Below are 22,364 nucleotides of genomic sequence, written 5' to 3'. Positions count from 1 at the left end.
GTAATTACTGCGCCAACTGACGGCGTAGTTCGGCCAGAACCGGCGCCGTGTCCGGACGCACGCCGCGCCACAAATAGAACGCCTCGGCAGCTTGCTCGGCGAGCATGCCCAAACCATCCATCGACACCGCCGCACCGTGCTCACTGGCCCAACGGCAGAACGCGGTCGGTTCTTTGCCGTACATCATGTCGTAGCACAGGGTTTGGCCCGGTTCGATCAGGCTCGGCGCAATCGGCGGTACATCGCCGGTGAGGCTGGCGGAAGTGGCGTTGATAATCACGTCCACCGGCTCGCGCAGCCAATCAAAGCCGCTGGCCGACACCGGCCCCAGATCGCAGAACAACTCCGCCAGCAACTCGGCCTTGTCTACCGTACGGTTGGCGATGATCACCGAGGCGGGTTTCTCCGCCAGCAACGGCTCCAGCGCTCCACGCACGGCGCCACCGGCACCGAGCAGCAAGATGCGTTTGCCGGTCAGACTGAACCCGGCGTTTACCGTCAGATCCCGCACCAGTCCGGCGCCGTCGGTGTTGTCGCCGAGCAGCGAACCGTCGGCCAGTTTGCTCAAGGTATTCACCGCACCAGCCCGTCGCGCGCGGGCCGTCAGGCTGTTAGCCAGGCGATAGGCGTCTTCCTTGAACGGCACAGTGACATTGGCGCCGCGACCTTCGCGGAAAAACGCCGTAGCGCAGCCGGAAAAGTCGTCGAGCGGCGCCAGCAATGTGGCGTAGTCGAGGCTCTCGCCGGTCTGCGCGGCGAACAGCTTGTGGATCATCGGCGATTTGCTGTGGCCGATCGGGTTACCGAAAACGACGTAACGATCCATCAGATGTCCTCAGGCTTGAGTCAGCCAGTCGCGGTCTTGCAGGAAGTACTCGGTCAGGCGTGCTTCTTCGCTGCCAGGTTCAGCTTTCCAGTCGTAGCCCCAGCGTACTTGCGGCGGCAGCGACATCAGGATCGACTCGGTACGCCCGCCCGATTGCAGGCCGAACAACGTGCCACGGTCGTAAACCAGATTGAACTCGACGTAGCGGCCACGGCGGAATTCCTGGAACTCACGTTGCTGGGCGGTGAACGCATCGTGCTTGCGGCGCTGCACGATCGGCAGATAGGCGTCGATGTAGGCATCACCAATGGCGCGCATAAAGGCGAAACTGGTGTCGAAATCCCACTCGTTCAGGTCATCGAAAAACAAGCCGCCGATGCCGCGCGGTTCGTGGCGATGCTTGATGTGGAAGTAGGTGTCGCACCACGCCTTGTAGCGCGGATAGACGTCAGGGCCGAATGGCGCGCAGGCCTGTTCGGCGACGCGGTGCCAATGGATGCAGTCTTCTTCGTTGCCGTAATACGGCGTCAGGTCGAAGCCGCCGCCGAACCACCAGACCGGCTCTTCGCCTTCTTTCTCGGCGATGAAAAAACGCACGTTGGCGTGAGAGGTCGGCACGTGTGGGCTGTGCGGATGGATCACCAACGACACGCCGAGCGCCTCAAAACCGCGACCGGCCAATTCCGGGCGATGGGCGCTGGCCGACGGTGGCAGACCACTGCCGAAGACGTGGGAAAAGTTGACGCCGCCCTTTTCGATCAGCGTGCCGTTCTCAATGACGCGAGTGCGACCGCCACCGCCCGCAGGCCGGTTCCAGGCGTCTTCGACGAAGCGCGTGCCGCCATCCTCGGTTTCGAGTGCGGCACAGATGCGGTCTTGCAGGTCGAGCAGATAGGCCTTTACGGCGTCGGTGCGGGTCGTCATGGCTTCACCTTGAATCGGGGGCATCACTACGCGGCAACCCGCAGGCGGGGGTCGGCGCAAATGGGCGCGTAGCATACCACCGCAGGCCAACGCGCCGCAGTTGACGAAGATCATGCATAAGCGTTGGATAGGGACCTTACAAAAGACCCAAGGAGAGCAGGCAGATGGCAAAGCGTATCCAGTTCCGCGCCCACGGCGGTCCCGAAGTGCTCGAGTTTGTTGATTACGAACCCGCCGCGCCCGGCCCGAATCAGGTGCGCGTAGCCAACAAGGCTATCGGCCTGAATTTCATCGACACCTATTTCCGCAGCGGCCTCTACGCACCGCCAGCCTTGCCGTCCGGCCTGGGCGCGGAAGGTGCAGGCATTGTTGAGGCGGTGGGCAGCGACGTTACCCGGTTCAAGGTCGGTGACCGCGTCGCGTACGGCAGCGGCCCGCTGGGCGCCTACAGCGAATTGCACGTCCTGCCTGAAGCCAATCTGGTGAAGCTGCCGGACCAGATCAGCTTCGAAACCGCCGCCGGGGTGATGCTCAAGGGTTTGACCGTGCAGTACCTGCTGCGTCAGACCTATGAACTCAAGGGCGGCGAGACCATTTTGTTCCACGCCGCAGCGGGGGGCGTGGGTTCGCTGGCCTGCCAATGGGCCAAGGCGCTGGGCGTGAAACTGATCGGCACCGTCAGCTCGAAGGAAAAAGCCGAACTGGCCAAGGCCAACGGTGCCTGGGCGACCATCGACTACAGCCACGAAAATGTTGCCGAACGCGTGCTGGAATTGACCGACGGCAAGAAAGTCCCGGTGGTCTATGACGGGGTTGGCAAGGATACTTGGCTGACTTCGCTGGACAGCGTGTCGCCCCGTGGGTTGGTGGTGAGCTTCGGCAATGCTTCCGGCGCAGTCGACGGGGTGAATCTGGGCATCCTTTCCGCCAAGGGCTCGCTCTACGTTACCCGGCCTACATTGGCGACCTATGCCAACAATGCGCAGAACCTGCAGCGCATGGCCGATGAACTGTTCGAGATGATCATCAGCGGTAAGCTCAAGGTCGATATCAGCCAGCGCTACCCATTGGCTGAAGCGGCGAAAGCGCAGACCGAGTTGTCGGCTCGGCGCACCACCGGTTCGACCATCCTGCTGCCCTGAAAACACGCTACCCCGGTGAGTCCGGGGTAGCCTCCAACTCAATAAAGAACGGCGTCTTGCCCGCAGCAGTTGTTTCGAAACGGCTGCGAGCCAGACGCTGCACCTGCAATCCCAAAACACCGGGCAACCTGAGCAATGCGCTTGCCTGCGCCTCGTTGTGCAACGCCTGTTCGATGGCGGCTTCTGCGCCGGACGGCAGTTTGTCCTGAGCAATGACCAGACACATGCGCACACCGTTGGCCTGTCGATTGATCTGTACCTGAATGTCGTTAGAGGCCAACTCTGGCAACGCCTGTGCGAGTACGCTCATCACCTGTCGCTGCGTGATGATCGCGCCACCCAGCTTGATCGATGTCTCTACCCGCCCCTCAAGTTGCAACACGGGCAAGGCGCTGCCACAGGCGCAATTCGCCGCATTGCGCAGGATTCGCCCACGATCACCAATCCGGTAACGCAACAGCGGCACGTGATCGGGCAGCAAGGATGTCAGCAGGAACTCACCGCTTTCGCCCACGGCCACTGCTTGCAAGGTGAGAGAGTCCACCACTTCGATGAACATCGCATCGGCGTGCAGATGATAAAAACCGTGTCCAAGGTGCGCGCATTGATAGCCGATGGGGCCGGTTTCCGTCGAGCTGTAGCCCAGCGACCGGAGCCTTATCGCCGGCCAGTCCCGGACAAGCTGTTCGCGCAATTGAGGAGCGCAGGGTTCCCCGATGTAGTAAAGCCATCTCAGGCTGACCAATTGCTGTGCGTCGATTTCATCGTGGTTGAACAGCGCCGCGGCGAAGGAAGGCGTGCAAATCAGCGCATCGGCCGCTTGCGACTGAATCAACCCGGCAATTCGCTGAACACCCATTAATGAACCGGCGGGCAGCAGACGTGCGCCGACATGCTGCACGATCGCCGCTGCGTACTGGAAAGCCCCCTGCATTTCACCCGCGGTCAGGCAATTGATGATCACACCCGGGCGTTCGTCCGCCACGCCAAACATCCGCGCCCCCAGCGGCACAATGCTGGCGTTGAACGTCCAGGAATGGGTGATGTGTTTGCGGTTGCCGGTGCTGCCCCCCGACGTCAGGGTCAGGCCGCCACCCGGCGCACGGTGCGACGCCTCGCCAAGCGCGGAAAACAACACACCGCCATGCTCGTCCTCCACGGCCTGAACCGGCAGGCGCTGCAAATCCTTCAGACTGTGCACCTGGAGGATCTGCGGACACAGCGCACAGAACCACGACAGTGACTGCGCATAAGCCAATTTGTGCGCAAAGGCCTGGTTGGCAGAGAGCACGGGATCATCGCTCATCGTCACGACCACCCTGGCGAATGCCTAACTCATCGAAACCGCCACGGACGGCATTGGCCAGGCTCTCCAATTGGGCCTGGTTGTGATTCGCGCTGACGGCGAGACGCAGAATCGCTTCGCCTTTGGCCACCACCGGAAACATGGCCGTGGTAACGGCTATGGCCTTTCGCCGCAGGTGTAACGCCAGACTGATGGCATCACGCTCGGCGCCGACGCGGACGAAACGAATGGGCGAGGCGACTTCATGGTTGCCCAGCACCGGCCCGAGCAGGTTGTCGATCAGGGCAACATTTCGCCACAGAGCCGCCTGCAACTGTCCCAGCTCCGGCGAAAGGTGAATGTCCGCAGACGCTACCGCCGCACCGACACCGCCCATCGACAATGGCCCACCGAAGGTATAGGTCGACGCATGGCGGCGGATCATTTCAGCGTCGGCTTCGGAAAAGACCGTGATCGCTCCGCCCGTGGCACCAAATGCCTTGGACAGAGAGGACAGAAGAATCAGACGATCGCGCCGTTGCTCACCAGCAGCAACGAGTGCATAACCTCCGCCTGTTACGCCGTGAATCGAGGTGCCGTGGGCGTCATCGGCGTACAAATAGCCTTCAAAGCGCTCCGCCAGCTGCAACAGTCGATTGATCGGATACAAACCCCGCATCGAGCCAATGCTGTCCGTGAGGATGATGGGTGTATTGCCTGCCGCTACCGCCGTGGAGCAAGCCTGTTCGACTTGGTCCACGTCATTGCAGTCGCATCGCTGTACAGGGCCGAACTGCCACAGGATCCCTTGCAGCACCTGCATTGAGGCATGGGCCGCCCGGTCGACGATCCAGCCCGGGCCACGACGCAACGGATAGGACGGTAACTCGCCTGAGCCCAGTAACGGCAGGCAGCCCAGATGCGCACTGCCCACCGAGTTGAAGGTCACCGTATAGCCCTGGAATATCTGGTTCAACTGCTCGTCGAGTTCGCGCATGGGCGGTAGCAGTACGCGGGTTCGTGCGGCGGCGAATTGCACGCCGAAGGATTTCACGGCGCTTACCGCGCTTTGAATCAGACGCGGGTCGCACTCCAGTCCCAGGTAAGAACATGAGAGAAACTCGGTCAGCCGCTCACCGCTGCTCAGTTCGATGGTCTTGCCCTCACGGCTCACCAGTTTCAAGCCATTGAGGCCGGCATCAAACAGCTGCTGCTGATCGTCACGGGCCTGACGCACACGGTTTTTTACCCAGTTGACGGTTGGGTGCTGATTGTTCATCGGGATACCTGCGAAGGTGTCGTCTGGCGGTAGATCTGCACGCGCCAGAGCTGGGTTTTTTCTCGTGCGATCGCGTCCTGGTAATGGGCAGTGATATCGCAGAAGCCTGCAAAATCGGGCTGGACGATGTGCAAATGTCCACGCATGACCAGCAACGCCTCTTCGGCAAGGGACGGCCGCAGCCGTTGCAAGACACTCGCTCCAGCGACCTCGGGCATGAAGGAAGGCACGTCCGAGAGCGATACGAAATCGACGTCCGTGTGTTTGGCGGCGCAATCGATAATGTCGGCCTGCACGATGCGCAACTCACACTGCTGAATGGCCTCTCGGGCACGCTTGAAGATCCGCGGATCGCACTCCAGCGGGAAACCTTCGGGGTAGCGCAGCTCACCAAAAAACAGCATTTGCAGAAAGAAGCTCTCGCGCACGATCTGCGTGTTAAACAAGGTGTGGAAGATGTCCAGATACGCTGCGCGGGAGCTAATACCCAGGTTATTGGGTGGAAACGAACCTTTGTACAACAACGAATTGAGCACTGCTGCATTGCCCAGCAGCGAGATCACAGCCCGCCAGCGCCTGAGGGGAAAACGGGTTCGGTAATAATCGGTTTGCTCGCCGAGATCGCAGCACTGAAAAATCTCTCTCCCCGCCTCGCCGGTAAACAGTCGATTGACCTTCGCCAATCGCTGCAAAGTCTGCTCAAAAGCCCCCATGTAGATCGGCGCCTGCCAATGACGTGTCTGGAAAAACTCCGCCAGCCAGTGGCGATCGACATGCGGCAGATCCAGTTGCTCAAGTATGGATTGGCGTCGCGACGGCAAAACCCCTGGGTGGTAACCCATGAAGTCCATAAACGATGTGTAATCAGTCTGTTCCAGCAGAGCAAAGCGCAGTCGCGTGAACGCCAGTTGCGGCGCACTTACATCGATGCAGGTCATGCGTGCGGGGTTGCGGGCCAGCAGCGGCAGCAGCCGTCCGCCACTTCCCGCGACGCCGACCACGTGCCTGGCCCGCGGGGGCAGGATGGCGAATTCCAGTGCGGTGTCTTCATCCCCCAGCGCATAGTTCAGTCGCTCGAAATAGTCAGCCATGCCTGCCCCCGTGCGTCATTCGGGAAAATCGCCGTGAAGGACTCATGAGTTATCCAGTGCGTGCAGGAAGTCATAGCGCGGTGCGAGGCCGTTTTGCCAGGCCTCATACTGCTCATAGACGGCTTCAAGCATGTTGCCGGTCAAACGCAAACTGGTTTCCATCACGGTAGCAACGGCGTCCCAATCGGATTGATCTTTGCAAGTTCGCTGCAGGATGAGTTTGATTTCGTTGAAGTGTTCGATATCAATATCGGAGTGAGCGATAAAGAATGTCAGCTGAGCCGGTTTTAACGACAATGTTTCGCTCAAGCCATTAATAAGCGGATTAATAAATTGATAGGCGTTTTCTGCCCAATAACTGTATCCCAGCCGTTGCAGTGGATTACCGGTAAAAGATATCCAGTATAAATAGGCGATTAACACTTCGGTGGCCGGTAGTGCCGTCGGTATATCGAAGACTTCATTCTTGAGGCCCAGACTCATGACGTCATGCAGTGCCATTTTTTCATGGCCGACCTCTTGCGCCGCATGCTCAAAACAAAATTTTGCATACACCGGATTATCGGCATGGCGCACGCCCACCAAACCCTGATTTCGCGCATTGTGTGCGGTGTAGTGGAAAGTCTCGATCATGTAAATCGCATACAAGGCCTTCGAAACGCTGCCGCCGCGGATGGCTTTAACCAGCCGCGAGTTATCGAGAATATCGGCCCATACATTTTCGATTCGTTCGTCCAGCAGGCTCAACTGTTGTTCAAAACTGACATGCGCGGTCATCGTGACTCTCCGGTGAATTGAGGGCGGTGTGGGCGGGTTGTTGAACGGCTGCGAGGATCTGCGGCCATTGCGCTGAGAGCAGCCAGTAATCGCCGCGGGCGCGTTGTTCGATATGCAGGGAGTCGGTGGTGATCGATGTCAGGCCGAAGCGCTGGAACAGTCGCCGCTGGGGTGATCGGCACAGGGCGGTGACGCCCTCATAACCGCGCTTGATCGCCCATTCGGTGGCCGATGCCAGCAGGCAGTTGACCGACACCGGCAAGTGACCCTGGGAAAGGGTGATCAACCGGCTGAACTCGACATGACGCGACAGCGCCTGGGTTGGCGAAAGATGCTGATGCGCCAGTGATGCCCATTCAAACGGTGAGGGCGTCACTCTCAATACCGCCATCAACTGGTCTTGTTGATAGAGCAGAAAGTGCGTGCTGCGGGCCGTTATCGCCAAGCTTGTTTCCAGCAAACGGGCTCTGGAGGTCAGCATGTAGTGTTGCAATCGCAGCCGAAATTGCCGACCAATAAACCGTTCAAACTCTCGCGTGTCTGATCCGGCTTCGAGAGTAACCACACGACAATTTTCATGCTGACGTTTTAATGTCGACTGAAGTGCCTGCAGATAATCCGTGAGTTGTAAATCCGTAGTATCCATTCCTTCTCCGCAGACGTTAACTTATCGAAGTTTTCTGAGCGCATTGAAATGATGGATGCTTTTAGAAATATCGCCACTGCGCGATTTCTGATAATGACGTAGGAAAAATTACTGAAACTGGATGCTCGTCGATTAGTCCGACACATTAAAGACAGATATAAACAAACAGTTGTTGTATTTTAATAGTTACTTGAAGGAAAAGTCGCAGCCATATGTAGTACTCCTCGCCTTGAAAGCCGAGGAGTACTACATATATCTATATAAGCTTGAAAGAGAACGTCAGTCAGGACGAATGACGTTGCCGCTGGCCAGGTCACGGATGACGCTGGGGTTTTTGCGCCCACCCAGTTGTCCACCCAATACCAGGTCAATCTGTCCGCGGAAATACTGCTCGACCCTCAAGCGCGTGCGCGCCGCCGGACGTCCTTGCGGGTTGGCCGATGTCGAAATCAGCGGCCCGACCATTGAGCACAAGTCACGCACCTGCGGGTGATCACTGACCCGCAACGCGACGGTGTCATGCACACCGGTGACCCATTCCGGCAACAAGTTCTGATGCGGCACCAGCCAGGTGTTAGGCCCTGGCCAGGTGCTGGACATGCGGTCGATCCAGTCCTGCGGGAAGTCTTCAAACAGAAAGTCGAACTGGCGAATATTGTCGGCGATCAGAATCAGGCCCTTGTCGACCGAACGGTTCTTGATCGCCAGCAGTCGATCCACCGCTTCTTCATTCCACGGATCGCAACCCAGCCCCCAGACAGCTTCGGTTGGATAGGCAATCACCGCCCCGGCGCGAATCTCTCGCGCGGCTTGTTGCACACGCCAACTGTTGACCATGAAAAAACTCTCCACAAACAGGTTTCGCGCAGTTTACCGATCTTCCTTGTAAAACCTAGCTCGTCCTGGCCAGCCAGCGACCGTTTTCGCACACCGCACGGCCATCCATTTCCAGTTCCGTGAGGGCCGCCAACACTTTGGGCAAGGCCCAGCCACTGCTATCAGCCAAGCCTTCGCTGGTATGCGGTGCGGCGTGCAGTAGCGTGAGCAGTGGATGAGTCTCTTTGGGCGTGTCCATAAACATCGGTAGATGCTGCCAGCCGCGCAGGGCTTCGAGGATGTGCTCTATGGTTTCGACCAGCACTGCGCCATCTCGAATCAACTGGTGACAGCCACGTGCACCGGGGTGATGAATCGAACCGGGAATGGCGTAAACCTCCCGCCCCTGTTCCGCCGCCAACCGCGCGGTGATCAGCGAACCGCTGGCCACACTCGCCTCGACCACCAGCACGCCAAGGGACAAACCACTGATGATCCGGTTGCGCCGCGGGAAGTTGCTGGCGCTTGGACCGGCATCCAGCGGAAACTCCGAAAGCACTGCGCTGCCCGAGGCAATCATCGCATCGGCCAGCCGCTGATTGCGCTGTGGATAAAAATTTTCCAGGCCGGTGCCCAGCACACCCACGGTTTGCCCGCCGACATCCAGCGCGGCCTGATGCGCGGCGGCATCAATGCCCAGCGCCAGACCACTGGTGATGACAAAACCGGCGCCCGCCAGGCAGCGAGAGAAGGCTGCGGCGGTGTCCATTCCCGGACGCGAAGCACGGCGGCTGCCAACCATCGCCAGTTGCGGTTTTTCAAGAATCAGTGGGTCCCCCGCGACGAACAACAACGGCGGCGGATCCGGGATATGTGCGAGCAGCGCCGGATAATCCGCTTGATCCCACATCAGTAAATGTTGATTGGGCCGCTCTAGCCAGCGCATTGCGTGGCTTGCGCCATCGCGCACTTCAGGACATCGCCGCGCCTCGGCACACGCCGCCGGCAATCCCAGCGAACGCCAGGCACTGGCCGGGGCGCTGATGGCTTTGGACGCCGAGCCAAAGGCTTCAAGCAATTTGAGAAAGCGCTTCGGACCGATTGTCGGCAAGCGGTGCAGGCGCAGGCGCGCTTCCAGTTCCGCAGGGGAAACCGGTGTACAGACAGGCAGCATAAAGGATCAATCCTTGATCGTTATAAGCCCCGAACCATTCGGAGCAAGCTGTGGATAACTCTGTTGGTAACTTGTTAAGCACGCTACGGATTTCGCACCTTGTCGAGCACCGCCAATGAGCGCGATGCGTTAAGGACGAGGCCGTAGCTGAGTTTGTCGTAGGTGCGGAACACCATCAGTAATCCGGCGCGTTCGTCGGGGATTTTCAGTGGCTGACCGGTGATCCGGTCGCGCACGGTTTCGCCGGTTTTCATCACCACCAGCACATTGCCTTCAGCCAGGCCGTCACGCTTGCCCTTGTTCAGGGTGACCACGTCCATCGCGCCAATCTGGGTGACACCGCGCGGCACGTCGATGATGACGCCGTTGATGTTGCTGGTCGGCGCGCTGGGCATGAAGGTCGAGTTGATCGAGCGCTCTTCGCCGCTGAACAAGCGGTCGCCGAGGCGTACTTCCTGTGTGGTGCGTTGCAGGGCGAGGGTGGCGACATCGCCCTCGGTGGCAACGATTTCCCCACCACCAATGTCATCGGCGTTGATCCCGAGAAACTCCTTGGTCTGCGGATCGGTGTAAATCTTGCCCTGTCGGAAGATGCCGTACACCGGCTGATCCGGGTCGAAGTGGCCACGAGCGAAAATGCGGTCGCCGGTGCCGCTGAGCACCCGTTCGGCATCGCCGGCGACGATGTACGGCGCCTTGTCGAAGTCTTCGGCCTTGTCGACGATGCGATTGCTCAACAGAAAGCTGTTGATGGATTTGAGTGGAATGCTCGGAATCGCCTCGGCCACCGGACTGGTGCGAATGCGTGGAGAGAGCTTGATGGTGCCGCGCGACTCGCCGCGATTGAGGGTCAGGCGTGGCTGGCCGTTGACGTAACTGAACGTCAGCGTGTCGCCGGGGTAGATCAGGTTGGGGTTCTCGATCTGCGGATTGGCCCGCCACAGTTGTGGCCACTGCCAGGGCTCGCGCAGGTATTTGCCGGAAATATCCCAGAGAGTGTCCCCTGAAACCACCGTGTATTGCTGTGGAAAACCATCCCTGAGTTGCACTTGCCCCTGCGCCGCGCCAGCCGAAGCCAACAGCAGCAGGGCGAGTAGTGTTTTCCTCATGCAGTGAATCCCTTTATCATGTGCGCTCGCGTGAATCGTCAGAGCCCCCGTGGCTCGCTTGAGCAAAATGCACAAGCTACGCTTCACAACGGTAGCCTGCATCTTCGGACCTGCCAGGCCATCGACCCGACTTTACTCAACACGTGCAGCAATCAGCCTATGGCCATTTTAAACATCCTCGAATTTCCGGACCCGCGTCTGCGTACTATCGCCAAGCCTGTGGCTGTAGTGGACGACGAAGTGCGTCAGTTGGTCGATGACATGTTTGAAACAATGTATGAAGCGCCGGGCATCGGCCTCGCCGCGACCCAGGTCAACGTGCACAAACGTATCGTCGTGATGGACCTTTCCGAAGACCGCTCCGAGCCGCGGGTATTCATCAACCCCGAGTTCGAATCGCTAACCGAAGAAATGGATCAGTATCAGGAAGGCTGCCTTTCGGTGCCCGGCTTCTACGAAAACGTCGACCGTCCGCAGAAGGTCAGGATCAAGGCGCTGGACCGCGACGGCAAGCCCTACGAACTGATTGCCGAAGGCCTGCTCGCCGTGTGCATCCAGCACGAATGCGACCACCTCAACGGCAAATTGTTCGTCGATTACCTGTCCACACTCAAACGCGACCGGATCAAGAAGAAACTGGAAAAGCTCCATCGCCAGAACGCTTGATGCCCTCCTTCAAAGGCTTGCTGCGGCAAGCCTTTTTCTTTTTATGAAGCTTTGCCATAGAGAGCCATTCAATGACTGAGCCACTGCGCATCGTTTTTGCCGGTACTCCGGAATTCGCCGCCGAGCACCTCAAGGCCCTGCTGAGCAGCCCTTACGAGATCGTTGCGGTCTACACCCAGCCGGATCGTCCAGCCGGTCGCGGACAAAAACTGATGCCGAGCCCGGTTAAACAGCTGGCGCTGGAAAATAATATCCAGGTGTTGCAGCCGCCGACCCTGCGCAACGCTGACGCACAAGCCGAGCTCGCGGCGCTGAAGCCGGATTTGATGGTGGTGGTCGCCTACGGTCTGATCCTGCCGCAAGTGGTGCTCGATATTCCGCGTCTGGGCTGCATCAACAGCCATGCATCCTTGCTGCCACGCTGGCGCGGAGCGGCGCCGATTCAGCGCGCCGTCGAAGCGGGCGATGCCGAAAGCGGCGTGACCGTGATGCGCATGGAAGCGGGCCTCGACACCGGACCGATGCTGCTCAAGGTCGTCACGCCGATCACCGGCGAAGACACCGGCGGCACGCTGCACGATCGTCTCGCCGAGATGGGCCCGCCGGCCGTGGTGCAGGCGATTGCCTGCCTGGCGGCTGGCACTCTTGAGGGCGAAGTGCAGAACGACGACCTCGCCACCTACGCGCACAAACTGAACAAGGACGAAGCACGCATCGACTGGAGCCGTCCGGCCATTGAGCTGGAACGACTGGTGCGCGCCTTCAATCCATGGCCGATCACCCACAGCACCCTCAACGGTGAAGCGCTGAAAGTGCTGGCGGCAACACTTGCCGACGGTAAAGGCGCACCGGGTGAAATCCTCAGCGCCAGCAAGGACGGCCTGATCGTCGCCTGCGGCGAACAGGCGCTGTGCCTGACCCGTCTGCAATTGCCGGGCGGCAAGGCGCTGAATTTCAGCGACCTGTTCAACAGCCGTCGTGAAAAATTCGCCGTCGGCACCCTTCTTGGCGCAGCGGTGGACGCGCAATGAACCCTCGTCTGGCCGCCGCCAAGGCTCTCGCCGCCGTACTGAGCGGCAAAGCCTCGCTCAACAGCTCTCTGCCGACGCAACTGGACAAGGTCGAGGATCGCGATCGCGGTTTCACTCAGGATCTGGCGTTCGGCACCGCGCGCTGGCAGCCACGGCTGTCGGCACTGGCGGAAAAACTCCTGCAGAAGCCGTTCAAGGCTGCGGATGCCGATGTCGAGGCATTGCTGTTGGTCGGCCTCTATCAGTTGCTCTACACCCGCGTTCCGGCCCACGCAGCCATCGGTGAAACCGTCGGTTGCGCCGACAAGCTGAAAAAGCCTTGGGCCAAGGGCCTGCTCAATGCCGTATTGCGCAATGCCCAGCGTGAAAGCGAAACGATTTTCGCCGAGCTGGAACGCGATCCAGTGGTACGCACTGCTCACCCGCGCTGGCTGCAAAAATCCCTGAAGGCCTTCTGGCCAGAGCAGTGGGAAGCGATCTGCGAAGCGAACAACGCGCATCCGCCGATGATCCTGCGGGTCAACCGTCGCCATCACAGCCGCGACGCCTATCTCGGTCTCCTGACTGCGGCCGGTATCGCGGCGACGCCGTGTGTCTTCAGCCCCGACGGCATCATTCTTGAAGCCGCTGCCGATGTGCGCAGCCTACCGGGATTCGCCGAAGGCTGGATCAGCGTGCAGGACGAAGCCGCTCAACTGGCCGCCGATCTGCTCGATCTGGCGCCGGGCCAACGCGTGCTCGACGCCTGCTGCGCACCCGGCGGCAAGACCTGCCACATCCTCGAAGCCGAGCCCGCACTGGCCGGCGTGGTGGCGGTGGATCTGGAAGCCAAGCGTCTGGTGCGCGTGAGGGAAAACCTCGAACGCCTCGGTTTGAGCGCAGAGCTGATCGCCGCTGACGGTCGTGATATCGAGAAGTGGTGGGATGGCAAACCGTTCCAGCGCATCCTGCTCGACGCGCCGTGCTCGGCCACCGGCGTGATCCGCCGTCATCCGGACATCAAGCTGACCCGTCAGCCCGACGACATCGTCGCCCTCGCGCAACTGCAAGGCGAGTTGCTCGACGCGATGTGGAAAACCCTCGAAGTCGGCGGCATCCTGCTTTACGCCACCTGCTCGACCCTGCCGACCGAGAACACCGAAGTCATCGCCGCGTTCCTCGAGCGCACACCTGGCGCACGCGAGCTGGACCTGGCCACGACTGCCGGGATCAAGCAGCCCCATGGTCGCCAACTGCTGGCCCAGCAGGGCGGGCATGACGGGTTCTACTACGCCAAACTGATCAAGATCGCTGCCGCACGCGGCTAAACGGATTCATTGGAGTGACTGGATGAAAATCATCATCCTTGGTGCAGGACAGGTCGGCGGTTCGCTGGCTGAACACTTGGCGAGCGAAGCCAACGACATTACCGTGGTCGACACCGATGGCGAGCGCCTGCGCGACCTCGGCGATCGCCTCGACATCCGCACCGTGCAGGGCCGTGGCTCGCTGCCATCGGTGCTGCGCCAGGCCGGCGCCGACGACGCCGACATGCTCGTGGCCGTGACCAACAGCGACGAAACCAACATGGTCGCCTGTCAGGTCGCCCACACGTTGTTCCACACCCCGACCAAGATCGCCCGGGTGCGCGAAGCGTCCTATCTGAACCGCGAAGAGCAGCTGTTCCAGAACGAAGCCATTCCGGTCGATGTGCTGATCAGTCCCGAGCAAGTAGTGACCAACTACATCAAACGCCTGATCCAGCATCCCGGCGCTTTGCAGGTGATCGACTTCGCCGAAGGCAAAGCGCAACTGGTGGCCGTACGCGCTTACTACGGCGGGCCGTTGGTGGGTCAGCAACTGCGGCAATTACGCGAGCACATGCCGAACGTCGAGACCCGCGTCGCAGCGATTTTCCGCCGCGACCGACCGATTTTGCCGCAAGGCAATACGGTGATCGAAGCCGATGACGAAGTCTTCTTCATCGCCGCGCGTGAGGATATTCGCGCAGTGATGAGCGAAATGCGCCGTCTCGACGAGACCTACAAGCGCATCGTCATCGCCGGCGGCGGGCAGATCGGCGAGCGGCTGGCCGAAGCCATTGAAAGCCGTTATCAGGTGAAGATCATCGAGATGAATCCGGCGCGCTGCCGCTATCTCTCCGACACCCTCGACAGCACCGTGGTGCTGCAGGGCAGCGCGTCGGATCGCGATTTGCTGATGGAAGAGAACATCGCCGACGCGGATATTTTCCTCGCACTGACCAACGACGACGAAGCCAACATCATGTCGTCGCTGCTGGCCAAACGGCTGGGGGCGAAGAAGGTGATGACGATCATCAACAACCCGGCTTACGTCGACTTGATCCAGGGCGGCGACATCGACATTGCCATCAGCCCGCAACTGGCGACCATCGGCACGCTGCTTGCCCACGTGCGCCGTGGCGATATCGTCAGCGTGCATTCATTGCGTCGCGGTGCGGCGGAAGCGATCGAGGCGATTGCCCACGGCGATGCCAAGTCGAGCAAGGTCATTGGCAAGCCCATCGAGAAAATCGGCCTGCCGCCGGGCACCACCATCGGCGCGGTGATCCGCAATGATCAGGTGATCATTGCCCACGACGATACGGTGATCGAAGCGGGCGACCATGTGATTCTGTTCCTTGTGGATAAAAAGCATATTCGTGATGTGGAGAAGCTGTTCCATGTGGGGTTGAGCTTTTTCTGATCCGGATTATCTGGTGATCAGACTGGCCCCATCGCTGGCAAGCCAGCTCCCACAGGTTATTGGGTTGTTCATGGATAGGACGTACATCCGAGAACCGTGTGGGAGCTGACTTGCCGGCGAGGGCGGCGGCACGAATCTTCACTGACACACCACCAAAGGAATCCACTCATGCTCGAATCCCTGGAAAAAATGCTCGCCAAGGGTGTGGATAACTCATTGCTGCGCTTCGGTCTGGGCAAGGGCTATCTGGATCTTGGGGAAAACGCCAAGGCCGCCGAGCATTTCCAGCGCTGTGTCGGCTTCGATCCAAAGTATTCCGCGGCGTGGAAACTGTTGGGCAAGGCGCAATTGGCGCTGGGCGATCACGCCGCCGCGCGTCAGGCGTGGGAACACGGTCTGGAAGCCGCTCGTGCTCATGGCGACAAGCAGGCCGAGAAAGAGATGACGGTGTTTCTGAAGAAGCTCGATCGTCAGGCGCAGTAGATCAGCGGATCTTGTTCACAAGTAACGAAGACCGATGCCCTCGGCATCCACCGTCACCACTTCCATCCGCACTCGCGGCGCGCCTGTGGGTAAATCCTGCACCTGGCCATAGACCACCGCACCTTTGGGCAACGATGCGAGGCGCGGATGCTGGACATAGACGCCGGTGGGCGACAGATTGCGGGTCTGGCCGAGGCAATCGCCGAAGCTGTCGTGGCTGATCTTGATGCGGAATGATTTGCGGTGTTCGGACATCTTCATGCGCCCTTCGCTGAACTTCTTTTGTGGATAACGGGAGGAAGATCAAACGATCGTCCGATCACGTCCCGAACCTGCGGCAACGCCTACACGTTATCCACAGAGTGTGCCAAATCGGTTAATACCAGCGTTCTTCGCCCGGTGGACGCTTCTTGAAGCGCTTCATGCTCCACATGTACTGGCTTGGATATGCTGCCACGTAACGCTCGACGACTTTGCTCATGGCAGCGCAGGACTCGGCGGTATCGGTGCTGTACATGGCCTCTGGCGCGGCTTCGAGGATCACTTTGTAGCCGGAGCCATCGGGCAGACGCAGCGCATGCAGAAACACGCCAACGGCTTTGCCACCGGCCAACATGTTCGGCACGAATTTGCTGGTCAGCGCCTGGGTAGCAAAGAAGGGCACGAAAATCCCCGCTGATTCGGCCGGTTCCGGGTCAGCGGGAATGCCCACTGCACCACCTTTGCGCACTTCCTTGATGACGCTGAGAATGCCTTCCTTGGTTGACGCCGCGACTTTGTTGCCCAGTTGAACGCGCTGCTTGCGCAGCAATTCATCCACAGCCTTGAGCTTGGGTGGACGGTAGAAAATGATCGGTTTGCACTGGCTGCAATAGAAGTGGTTGAGCACTTCCCAGTTGCCCAGATGACTGGTGATGCCGACCACGCCTTTGCCCGAGGCCAGTGCGTCCTTGAGGATGTCCAGACCTTCGACTTCGCGCACCAGGTCGATGGAGCGCTGGGCCGGCCAGATCCACGCGCAGGCGCTTTCGGTCAGGGACTTGCCGATGTCTTTCAGACTCTGCCCGACCAGACGCTCGCGTTCGGCCGGGTCCATCTGTGGAAAACATTTAGCGAGGTTGATCCGCACTACACCGCGGGAGCGGTTGGGGGTTTTCCACATGATCCAGCCAATTGCCGAACCCACGGCCTGCACCGCCCGCCATGGCAGCAGGGCAAACAGCCGCAGAGCGCCTACCAGCAAGGCGCCTTTAAACTTTTCCACAGGTCACTCCTGATCTTGTGCTGTGCGCGAGGCGGCCATTCTAACCGCCGTTGACGAGCTGCGCGTAGCGGTCGCAGTCGCGGGTGTGATCCATGACCATGCCCGAGGCCTGCATCAGCGCGTAGCAAATGGTCGGACCGACGAACGTGAAGCCAGCCTTTTTCAGGCCTTTGCTCATCGCCAGCGCTTCGGGGGTGATCGCCGGGACTTCGCTGCGATCGTTGAAATGATTGATGATCGGCTGGCCGCCGACAAACGACCAGAGAAACGCCACCGGATCTTCCAACGCCAGCCAGGCCTGGGCATTACGCCGGGCGGCATTGAGTTTGAGGCGGTTGCGGATGATCCCAGGATCGAGCATCAATTCTTCGATTTCGGCGTCACTCATCTGCGCCACACGTTGCACATCGAAGCCGAACAACACCTCACGATAGCGCTCGCGTTTGCGCAACACGGTGATCCAGGAAAGCCCGGCCTGGAACCCTTCGAGCAAAAGCAACTCGAACAAACCCTGCGCATCGCGTAGCGGCGTGCCCCACTCCTGATCGTGATAAGCCATGTACAGCGGATCTTCGGTACACCAAAAGCAGCGTGGCATAAGGCTCCAGGGGGTGGAGGTGCGACTGAATCGGGTATACTCCCGCTCTTTAAATCGCAGCCCAAGAAACAGGTGAATTTCGTGAGCCAGCCTACGCCAGCCGTGCGTACCTTCCAAGACTTGATCCTCGCGCTCCAGCAATACTGGGCCGAGCAAGGTTGTGTGGTACTTCAGCCCTACGATATGGAAGTAGGCGCCGGCACTTTCCACACCGCGACCTTCCTGCGCGCCATCGGCCCGGAAACCTGGAACGCCGCCTACGTGCAGCCAAGCCGCCGTCCGACTGACGGCCGTTACGGCGAAAACCCGAACCGTCTGCAGCACTACTATCAGTTTCAGGTAGTCCTGAAGCCGAACCCGGACAACTTCCAGGAACTGTACCTGGGCTCCCTCAAGCATGTCGGCCTGGACCCGTTGGTTCACGACATTCGCTTCGTCGAAGACAACTGGGAATCGCCGACCCTCGGCGCCTGGGGTCTGGGCTGGGAAGTCTGGCTGAACGGCATGGAAGTGACTCAGTTCACTTACTTCCAGCAGGCGGGCGGCATCGAGTGCTACCCGGTGACCGGCGAAATCACCTACGGTCTCGAGCGTCTGGCCATGTACCTGCAGGGCGTGGATTCGGTCTACGACCTGGTCTGGGCTGACGGCCCGATGGGCAAAGTCACCTACGGCGATGTGTTCCACCAGAACGAAGTGGAGCAATCCACCTATAACTTCGAACACGCCAACGTCGACAAACTGTTCGAACTGTTCGACTTCTATGAAAGCGAAGCCAAGCGCCTGATCGAACTCGACCAGCCGTTGCCGCTGCCGAGCTACGAAATGGTCCTGAAGGCCTCGCACACCTTCAACCTTCTGGATGCGCGCCGGGCAATCTCGGTGACCGCGCGTCAGCAATACATCCTGCGCGTACGCACCCTGGCGCGTTCCGTTGCGCAAGCCTACCTGCTGGCGCGCGCCAAGCTGGGCTTCCCGATGGCGACCCCGGACCTGCGTGACGAAGTACTGGCCAAGCTGGAGGCTGCACAATGAGTGCGCAAGATTTTCTGGTTGAACTGGGCACCGAAGAACTGCCACCCAAAGCGCTGAACACTTTGGCTGACGCGTTCCTCGCCGGTATCGACAAGGGCCTGCAAGCTGCCGGCCTGAGCTATGAAGCAAAAACCGTCTACGCCGCGCCGCGTCGTCTGGCTGTGTTGATCACCGCGCTGGCCACCCAGCAACCGGATCGCAGCATCAACCTCGACGGCCCGCCACGTCAGGCGGCTTTCGATGCCGAAGGCAATCCGACCCAGGCAGCGTTGGGCTTCGCCAAGAAGTGCGGCGTCGACCTGAGCGAAATCGATCAGAGCGGCCCGAAACTGCGTTACAGCCAAAGCATCGCCGGCAAGCCGACCGCAAGCCTGCTGCCGACCATCGTCGAAGATTCGCTGAACGACCTGCCGATCCCGAAACGCATGCGTTGGGGTGCGCGCAAAGAAGAATTCGTGCGTCCGACCCAATGGCTGGTGATGCTGCTCGGTGACCAGGTCATCGACTGCACCATCCTCGCGCAGAAGGCTGGCCGTGACTCCCGTGGCCACCGCTTCCACCATCCGGAAAACGTGCGCATCGGTTCGCCGGCAAGCTACCTGTCCGACCTGCGTGCCGCTTATGTTCTGGCCGACGCCAACGAGCGTCGCGAGATCATCAGCAAGCGCACTGAAGAGCTGGCGACCCGTCAGGAAGGCACTGCAATCGTTCCGCCGGCGCTGCTCGACGAAGTGACCGCGCTGGTTGAATGGCCGGTGCCGCTGGTGTGCTCGTTCGAGGAACGTTTCCTCGACGTGCCGCAAGAAGCGCTGATCACCACCATGCAGGACAACCAGAAGTACTTCTGCCTGCTGGATGCCGACGGCAAGTTGCTGCCTCGTTTCATTACCGTGGCCAACATCGAAAGCAAAGACCCGCAGCAGATCATCGCCGGTAACGAGAAAGTGGTTCGCCCACGCCTGACCGACGCCGAGTTCTTCTTCAAGCAAGACAAGAAGCAGAAGCTCGAAGTGTTCAACGATCGCCTGAAGAACGTGGTGTTCCAGGAAAAACTCGGCAGCGTCTATGACAAGGCCGAGCGCGTATCGAAATTGGCGGCTTACATCGCCGCACGCATCGGCGGCAACGCTTCGTGGGCTGCCCGCGCAGGCTTGCTGTCGAAGTGCGACCTGTCCACCGAAATGGTCGGCGAGTTCCCGGAGATGCAAGGTGTCGCCGGCTACTACTACGCCCTCAATGACGGCGAGCCGCAAGACGTCGCGCTGGCGCTGAACGAGCAATACATGCCGCGCGGTGCCGGTGCTGAACTGCCTGCGACCCTGACCGGTGCAGCCGTCGCCATTGCCGACAAGCTCGACACACTGGTCGGCATCTTCGGTATCGGCATGCTGCCAACCGGCAGCAAAGACCCGTATGCCCTGCGCCGTGCGGCACTCGGCGTGCTGCGTATCCTGATCGAGAAAAAACTCGATCTCGATCTGAACGACGCCGTGGCTTTCGCCGTGAATGCGTTCGGTACCAAGGTCAAGGCTGCTGGTCTTAACGAAGCGGTGCTGGAATTCATCTTCGACCGTCTGCGTGCGCGTTACGAAGACGAAGGCGTCGATGTCGCCACTTACCTGTCGGTACGTGCCCTGAAGCCGGGTTCGGCGCTGGACTTCGACCAGCGTGTGCAAGCGGTGCAGGCCTTCCGCAAACTGCCGGAAGCGGCCGCGTTGGCGGCGGTGAACAAGCGGGTTTCCAACCTGCTGAGCAAGGTTGAAGGCGCTGTGCCAAGCGTGGTTGAAGCCAAGTACTTCGACAATGCCAACGAGTTCTCGCTGTACTCGGCGATCCAGCAAGCGGATCAGGCTGTACAGCCAATGGCTGCGGCGCGTCAGTACAACGAATCGCTGGCACGCCTTGCAGCATTGCGCGAGCCGGTAGATGCGTTCTTCGACGCGGTAATGGTCAATGCCGAAGACGCCAAAGTGCGGGCCAACCGTTACGCGCTGCTGGCGCGTCTGCGTGGCCTGTTCCTGGGTGTTGCCGACATTTCGTTGCTGGGTTGAGGGATTGCTCTTGAAACTGCTGATTCTCGATCGGGACGGAGTGATCAATTACGACTCCGACGCTTACATCAAGTCGGTGGCGGAGTGGATTCCTTTGCCCGGCTCGATCGAGGCGATTGCGCAGTTGAGCAAGGCCGGCTGGACGGTGGCGGTTGCCACCAACCAGTCGGGCATTGCTCGCGGCTACTACGACCTCGCTACCCTCGACGCCATGCACGCGCGTTTGCGCACATTGGTAGCGGAGCAGGGCGGTGAAGTCGGGCTGATCGTGTACTGCCCGCATGGGCCGGACGAGGGTTGTGATTGCCGCAAACCGAAACCGGGCATGTTGAAAACCATCGCGGCGCATTACCACGTCGAACTGAACAATGTCTGGTTCGTCGGCGACAGCCTTGGTGACCTGGAGGCCGCCAAAGCCGTCGATTCACAGCCAGTTTTGGTAAAGACCGGAAAAGGCGAAAAGACTCAGGGCAAAACCCTGCCGGTTGGCACTCTGATTTTTGACGATCTGGCGGCGATTGCCGCAGAACTTATCCACAACTAGAGTACTTCTGAAATTCCTGACCAGGGATTGATCGGGAGTGCGCTTGAACAGACGGGCATTGCCCCGTAACGGTAAACGTCGCCATGTCGATACTGCGGGCCTTCAGAATCTTTCTCTTTTACCTGCTGCTGGGCACCACCTCCTTACTGTGGTGCAGCCTGAGCTTTTTTATCGCGCCCTTTTTGCCATTCAAGGCGCGCTATCGCTTCATCAACGTGTACTGGTGCCGTTGCGCCTTGTGGTTGAGCAAGGTGTTCCTGGGTATCCGTTACGAAATCAAAGGCGCGGAAAATGTGCCTGACCGGCCCTGCGTGATTCAATCGAACCACCAGAGCACTTGGGAGACGTTTTTTCTCTCCGCTTATTTCTCGCCTTTGAGCCAGGTGCTCAAGCGCGAATTGCTGTTCGTGCCATTCTTCGGCTGGGCCATGGCGATGCTGCGACCGATCGCGATTGATCGCGACAATCCGAAAGCTGCGCTCAAGCAAGTCGCGGCGAAAGGCGATGAGCTGCTCAAAGACAATGTCTGGGTGCTGATCTTTCCGGAAGGCACTCGCGTCCCCTACGGCACTGTCGGAAAATTCTCCCGCAGTGGCAGCGCTTTGGCGGTGAATGCCGAGCTTCCGGTACTGCCGATTGCACACAATGCCGGCAAATTCTGGCCGAAAACCGGTTGGGCCAAAAAGCCTGGAGTGATCACTGTGGTCATTGGCGAACCGATGTACGCCGAAGGTACTGGGCCGCGAGCCATTGCAGCATTGAACGACCGGGTGCAAGCCTGGAACGAGCAGACGCAACGGGAAATGGGCTCATTGCCACCTGCGCCACAGGCACCCGCTGAAAGTGGTCAGATCGCTGTCTGAGATTTTGTGGATAACCTGTGTACGCTTTTGTTGAAAAAGCTTGAATATTATATA

Annotated in this window: 23 protein-coding genes; 10 read left to right on the top strand and 13 right to left on the bottom strand. The window is 59.7% G+C overall.

Annotated features, from left to right (window positions below):
• Nucleotides 1–4 precede the first annotated feature (4 nt).
• Together aroE and hemF are read right to left on the bottom strand one after the other, a co-directional pair.
• Nucleotides 5–826 (bottom strand): shikimate dehydrogenase, encoded by an 822-nt coding sequence (gene aroE / locus H8B20_RS12585; RefSeq protein ID WP_210623307.1) that lies wholly within the window; start codon nt 824–826, stop codon nt 5–7.
• Nucleotides 827–835: 9 nt separating this feature from the next.
• Complete coding sequence (gene hemF / locus H8B20_RS12580) at nt 836–1,750, bottom strand: oxygen-dependent coproporphyrinogen oxidase (protein WP_210623306.1); 915 nt, start codon at nt 1,748–1,750, stop codon at nt 836–838.
• 164 nt (nt 1,751–1,914) lie between these two features.
• Between hemF and H8B20_RS12575 the strand changes: the two genes are divergently transcribed.
• Nucleotides 1,915–2,892 carry a quinone oxidoreductase family protein gene (locus H8B20_RS12575; RefSeq protein WP_042556922.1) on the top strand — a complete coding sequence of 326 codons (978 nt, stop codon included), beginning with the start codon at nt 1,915–1,917 and terminating at the stop codon, nt 2,890–2,892.
• Nucleotides 2,893–2,899: 7 nt separating this feature from the next.
• Here H8B20_RS12575 and H8B20_RS12570 read toward each other — a convergent pair whose 3' ends face one another.
• The 8 genes from H8B20_RS12570 to H8B20_RS12535 form a co-directional block, all read right to left on the bottom strand.
• Nucleotides 2,900–4,198 carry a phenylacetate--CoA ligase family protein gene (locus H8B20_RS12570; RefSeq protein WP_210623305.1) on the bottom strand — a complete coding sequence of 433 codons (1,299 nt, stop codon included), beginning with the start codon at nt 4,196–4,198 and terminating at the stop codon, nt 2,900–2,902.
• The gene (locus H8B20_RS12565) at nt 4,188–5,456 is read right to left on the bottom strand and encodes an aminotransferase class I/II-fold pyridoxal phosphate-dependent enzyme (RefSeq protein WP_210623304.1); all 1,269 of its coding nucleotides are present in this window, start codon (nt 5,454–5,456) and stop codon (nt 4,188–4,190) included. The genes H8B20_RS12570 and H8B20_RS12565 overlap by 11 nt, the downstream gene beginning before the upstream one ends.
• Nucleotides 5,453–6,547 carry a DUF3419 family protein gene (locus tag H8B20_RS12560; protein WP_210623303.1) on the bottom strand — a complete coding sequence of 365 codons (1,095 nt, stop codon included), beginning with the start codon at nt 6,545–6,547 and terminating at the stop codon, nt 5,453–5,455. Before H8B20_RS12560 ends, H8B20_RS12565 begins: the two co-directional genes overlap by 4 nt.
• Before the next feature lie 42 nt (nt 6,548–6,589).
• Complete coding sequence (locus H8B20_RS12555; RefSeq protein ID WP_042556920.1) at nt 6,590–7,324, bottom strand: iron-containing redox enzyme family protein; 735 nt, start codon at nt 7,322–7,324, stop codon at nt 6,590–6,592.
• On the bottom strand, nt 7,302–7,769 hold the full coding sequence (locus H8B20_RS12550; RefSeq protein WP_224795351.1) for a GNAT family N-acetyltransferase: 468 nt from the start codon (nt 7,767–7,769) through the stop codon (nt 7,302–7,304). Before H8B20_RS12550 ends, H8B20_RS12555 begins: the two co-directional genes overlap by 23 nt.
• 480 nt (nt 7,770–8,249) lie before the next feature.
• The gene (tsaC, locus tag H8B20_RS12545; protein WP_210623301.1) at nt 8,250–8,807 is read right to left on the bottom strand and encodes an L-threonylcarbamoyladenylate synthase type 1 TsaC; all 558 of its coding nucleotides are present in this window, start codon (nt 8,805–8,807) and stop codon (nt 8,250–8,252) included.
• A 55-nt stretch (nt 8,808–8,862) separates the two neighbouring features.
• Nucleotides 8,863–9,960 (bottom strand): DNA-processing protein DprA, encoded by a 1,098-nt coding sequence (gene dprA / locus H8B20_RS12540; protein ID WP_210623300.1) that lies wholly within the window; start codon nt 9,958–9,960, stop codon nt 8,863–8,865.
• 83 nt (nt 9,961–10,043) lie between these two features.
• Nucleotides 10,044–11,069, bottom strand: coding sequence for a LysM peptidoglycan-binding domain-containing protein (locus H8B20_RS12535; protein WP_042556916.1), 1,026 nt, complete (start codon nt 11,067–11,069; stop codon nt 10,044–10,046).
• Between the two features lie 159 nt (nt 11,070–11,228).
• On the opposite strand from H8B20_RS12535, the gene def reads away from it, so the two are divergent.
• From def to H8B20_RS12510, 5 genes are all read left to right on the top strand, one after another.
• Nucleotides 11,229–11,735, top strand: coding sequence for a peptide deformylase (gene def / locus H8B20_RS12530; protein WP_042556915.1), 507 nt, complete (start codon nt 11,229–11,231; stop codon nt 11,733–11,735).
• 71 nt (nt 11,736–11,806) lie between these two features.
• On the top strand, nt 11,807–12,766 hold the full coding sequence (fmt, locus tag H8B20_RS12525) for a methionyl-tRNA formyltransferase (protein ID WP_210623299.1): 960 nt from the start codon (nt 11,807–11,809) through the stop codon (nt 12,764–12,766).
• Entirely contained in the window at nt 12,763–14,073 is a 1,311-nt protein-coding gene (gene rsmB, locus H8B20_RS12520) for a 16S rRNA (cytosine(967)-C(5))-methyltransferase RsmB (protein ID WP_210623298.1), read from the top strand. The genes fmt and rsmB overlap by 4 nt, the downstream gene beginning before the upstream one ends.
• A 22-nt stretch (nt 14,074–14,095) precedes the next feature.
• Complete coding sequence (gene trkA / locus H8B20_RS12515) at nt 14,096–15,472, top strand: Trk system potassium transporter TrkA (protein WP_042556912.1); 1,377 nt, start codon at nt 14,096–14,098, stop codon at nt 15,470–15,472.
• A gap of 168 nt (nt 15,473–15,640) precedes the next feature.
• Nucleotides 15,641–15,955, top strand: coding sequence for a tetratricopeptide repeat protein (locus tag H8B20_RS12510; RefSeq protein ID WP_200616575.1), 315 nt, complete (start codon nt 15,641–15,643; stop codon nt 15,953–15,955).
• A 15-nt stretch (nt 15,956–15,970) separates the two neighbouring features.
• Here H8B20_RS12510 and H8B20_RS12505 read toward each other — a convergent pair whose 3' ends face one another.
• The 3 genes from H8B20_RS12505 to tag form a co-directional block, all read right to left on the bottom strand.
• On the bottom strand, nt 15,971–16,210 hold the full coding sequence (locus tag H8B20_RS12505; protein WP_042561928.1) for a PilZ domain-containing protein: 240 nt from the start codon (nt 16,208–16,210) through the stop codon (nt 15,971–15,973).
• A 121-nt stretch (nt 16,211–16,331) separates the two neighbouring features.
• Complete coding sequence (locus tag H8B20_RS12500; RefSeq protein ID WP_210623297.1) at nt 16,332–17,219, bottom strand: lysophospholipid acyltransferase; 888 nt, start codon at nt 17,217–17,219, stop codon at nt 16,332–16,334.
• A 40-nt stretch (nt 17,220–17,259) separates the two neighbouring features.
• Entirely contained in the window at nt 17,260–17,817 is a 558-nt protein-coding gene (tag, locus tag H8B20_RS12495) for a DNA-3-methyladenine glycosylase I (RefSeq protein ID WP_210623296.1), read from the bottom strand.
• Between the two features lie 81 nt (nt 17,818–17,898).
• On the opposite strand from tag, the gene glyQ reads away from it, so the two are divergent.
• From glyQ to H8B20_RS12475, 4 genes are all read left to right on the top strand, one after another.
• Nucleotides 17,899–18,852, top strand: a complete 954-nt coding sequence (gene glyQ, locus H8B20_RS12490; protein ID WP_025112261.1) for a glycine--tRNA ligase subunit alpha — start codon at nt 17,899–17,901, stop codon at nt 18,850–18,852.
• Nucleotides 18,849–20,903: a glycine--tRNA ligase subunit beta gene (gene glyS / locus H8B20_RS12485; protein WP_210623295.1), complete on the top strand. Its 2,055-nt coding sequence runs from the start codon at nt 18,849–18,851 to the stop codon at nt 20,901–20,903. Before glyQ ends, glyS begins: the two co-directional genes overlap by 4 nt.
• 4 nt (nt 20,904–20,907) lie before the next feature.
• Nucleotides 20,908–21,447, top strand: coding sequence for a D-glycero-beta-D-manno-heptose 1,7-bisphosphate 7-phosphatase (gene gmhB / locus H8B20_RS12480; RefSeq protein WP_210623294.1), 540 nt, complete (start codon nt 20,908–20,910; stop codon nt 21,445–21,447).
• A gap of 83 nt (nt 21,448–21,530) precedes the next feature.
• Nucleotides 21,531–22,310 (top strand): lysophospholipid acyltransferase family protein, encoded by a 780-nt coding sequence (locus tag H8B20_RS12475; protein ID WP_210623293.1) that lies wholly within the window; start codon nt 21,531–21,533, stop codon nt 22,308–22,310.
• Nucleotides 22,311–22,364: the final 54 nt, after the last annotated feature.

The organism is Pseudomonas sp. P42, from assembly GCF_017973755.1.
Taxonomy (GTDB): Bacteria; Pseudomonadota; Gammaproteobacteria; order Pseudomonadales; family Pseudomonadaceae; genus Aquipseudomonas; species Aquipseudomonas iridis.
This window is presented reverse-complemented; position numbering and strand designations above follow the sequence as displayed.

Coding starts and splice junctions, on each gene's coding strand:
- H8B20_RS12560 (WP_210623303.1), bottom strand. CDS start 6,547: ATGGCTGACTATTTCGAGCGACTGAACTATGCGCTGGGGGATGAAGAC.
- H8B20_RS12475 (WP_210623293.1), top strand. CDS start 21,531: ATGTCGATACTGCGGGCCTTCAGAATCTTTCTCTTTTACCTGCTGCTG.
- rsmB (WP_210623298.1), top strand. CDS start 12,763: ATGAACCCTCGTCTGGCCGCCGCCAAGGCTCTCGCCGCCGTACTGAGC.
- hemF (WP_210623306.1), bottom strand. CDS start 1,750: ATGACGACCCGCACCGACGCCGTAAAGGCCTATCTGCTCGACCTGCAA.
- H8B20_RS12555 (WP_042556920.1), bottom strand. CDS start 7,324: ATGACCGCGCATGTCAGTTTTGAACAACAGTTGAGCCTGCTGGACGAA.
- dprA (WP_210623300.1), bottom strand. CDS start 9,960: ATGCTGCCTGTCTGTACACCGGTTTCCCCTGCGGAACTGGAAGCGCGC.
- glyS (WP_210623295.1), top strand. CDS start 18,849: ATGAGTGCGCAAGATTTTCTGGTTGAACTGGGCACCGAAGAACTGCCA.
- trkA (WP_042556912.1), top strand. CDS start 14,096: ATGAAAATCATCATCCTTGGTGCAGGACAGGTCGGCGGTTCGCTGGCT.
- H8B20_RS12505 (WP_042561928.1), bottom strand. CDS start 16,210: ATGTCCGAACACCGCAAATCATTCCGCATCAAGATCAGCCACGACAGC.
- tsaC (WP_210623301.1), bottom strand. CDS start 8,807: ATGGTCAACAGTTGGCGTGTGCAACAAGCCGCGCGAGAGATTCGCGCC.
- fmt (WP_210623299.1), top strand. CDS start 11,807: ATGACTGAGCCACTGCGCATCGTTTTTGCCGGTACTCCGGAATTCGCC.
- def (WP_042556915.1), top strand. CDS start 11,229: ATGGCCATTTTAAACATCCTCGAATTTCCGGACCCGCGTCTGCGTACT.
- tag (WP_210623296.1), bottom strand. CDS start 17,817: ATGCCACGCTGCTTTTGGTGTACCGAAGATCCGCTGTACATGGCTTAT.
- H8B20_RS12575 (WP_042556922.1), top strand. CDS start 1,915: ATGGCAAAGCGTATCCAGTTCCGCGCCCACGGCGGTCCCGAAGTGCTC.
- H8B20_RS12535 (WP_042556916.1), bottom strand. CDS start 11,069: ATGAGGAAAACACTACTCGCCCTGCTGCTGTTGGCTTCGGCTGGCGCG.
- aroE (WP_210623307.1), bottom strand. CDS start 826: ATGGATCGTTACGTCGTTTTCGGTAACCCGATCGGCCACAGCAAATCG.
- H8B20_RS12565 (WP_210623304.1), bottom strand. CDS start 5,456: ATGAACAATCAGCACCCAACCGTCAACTGGGTAAAAAACCGTGTGCGT.
- H8B20_RS12570 (WP_210623305.1), bottom strand. CDS start 4,198: ATGAGCGATGATCCCGTGCTCTCTGCCAACCAGGCCTTTGCGCACAAA.
- H8B20_RS12510 (WP_200616575.1), top strand. CDS start 15,641: ATGCTCGAATCCCTGGAAAAAATGCTCGCCAAGGGTGTGGATAACTCA.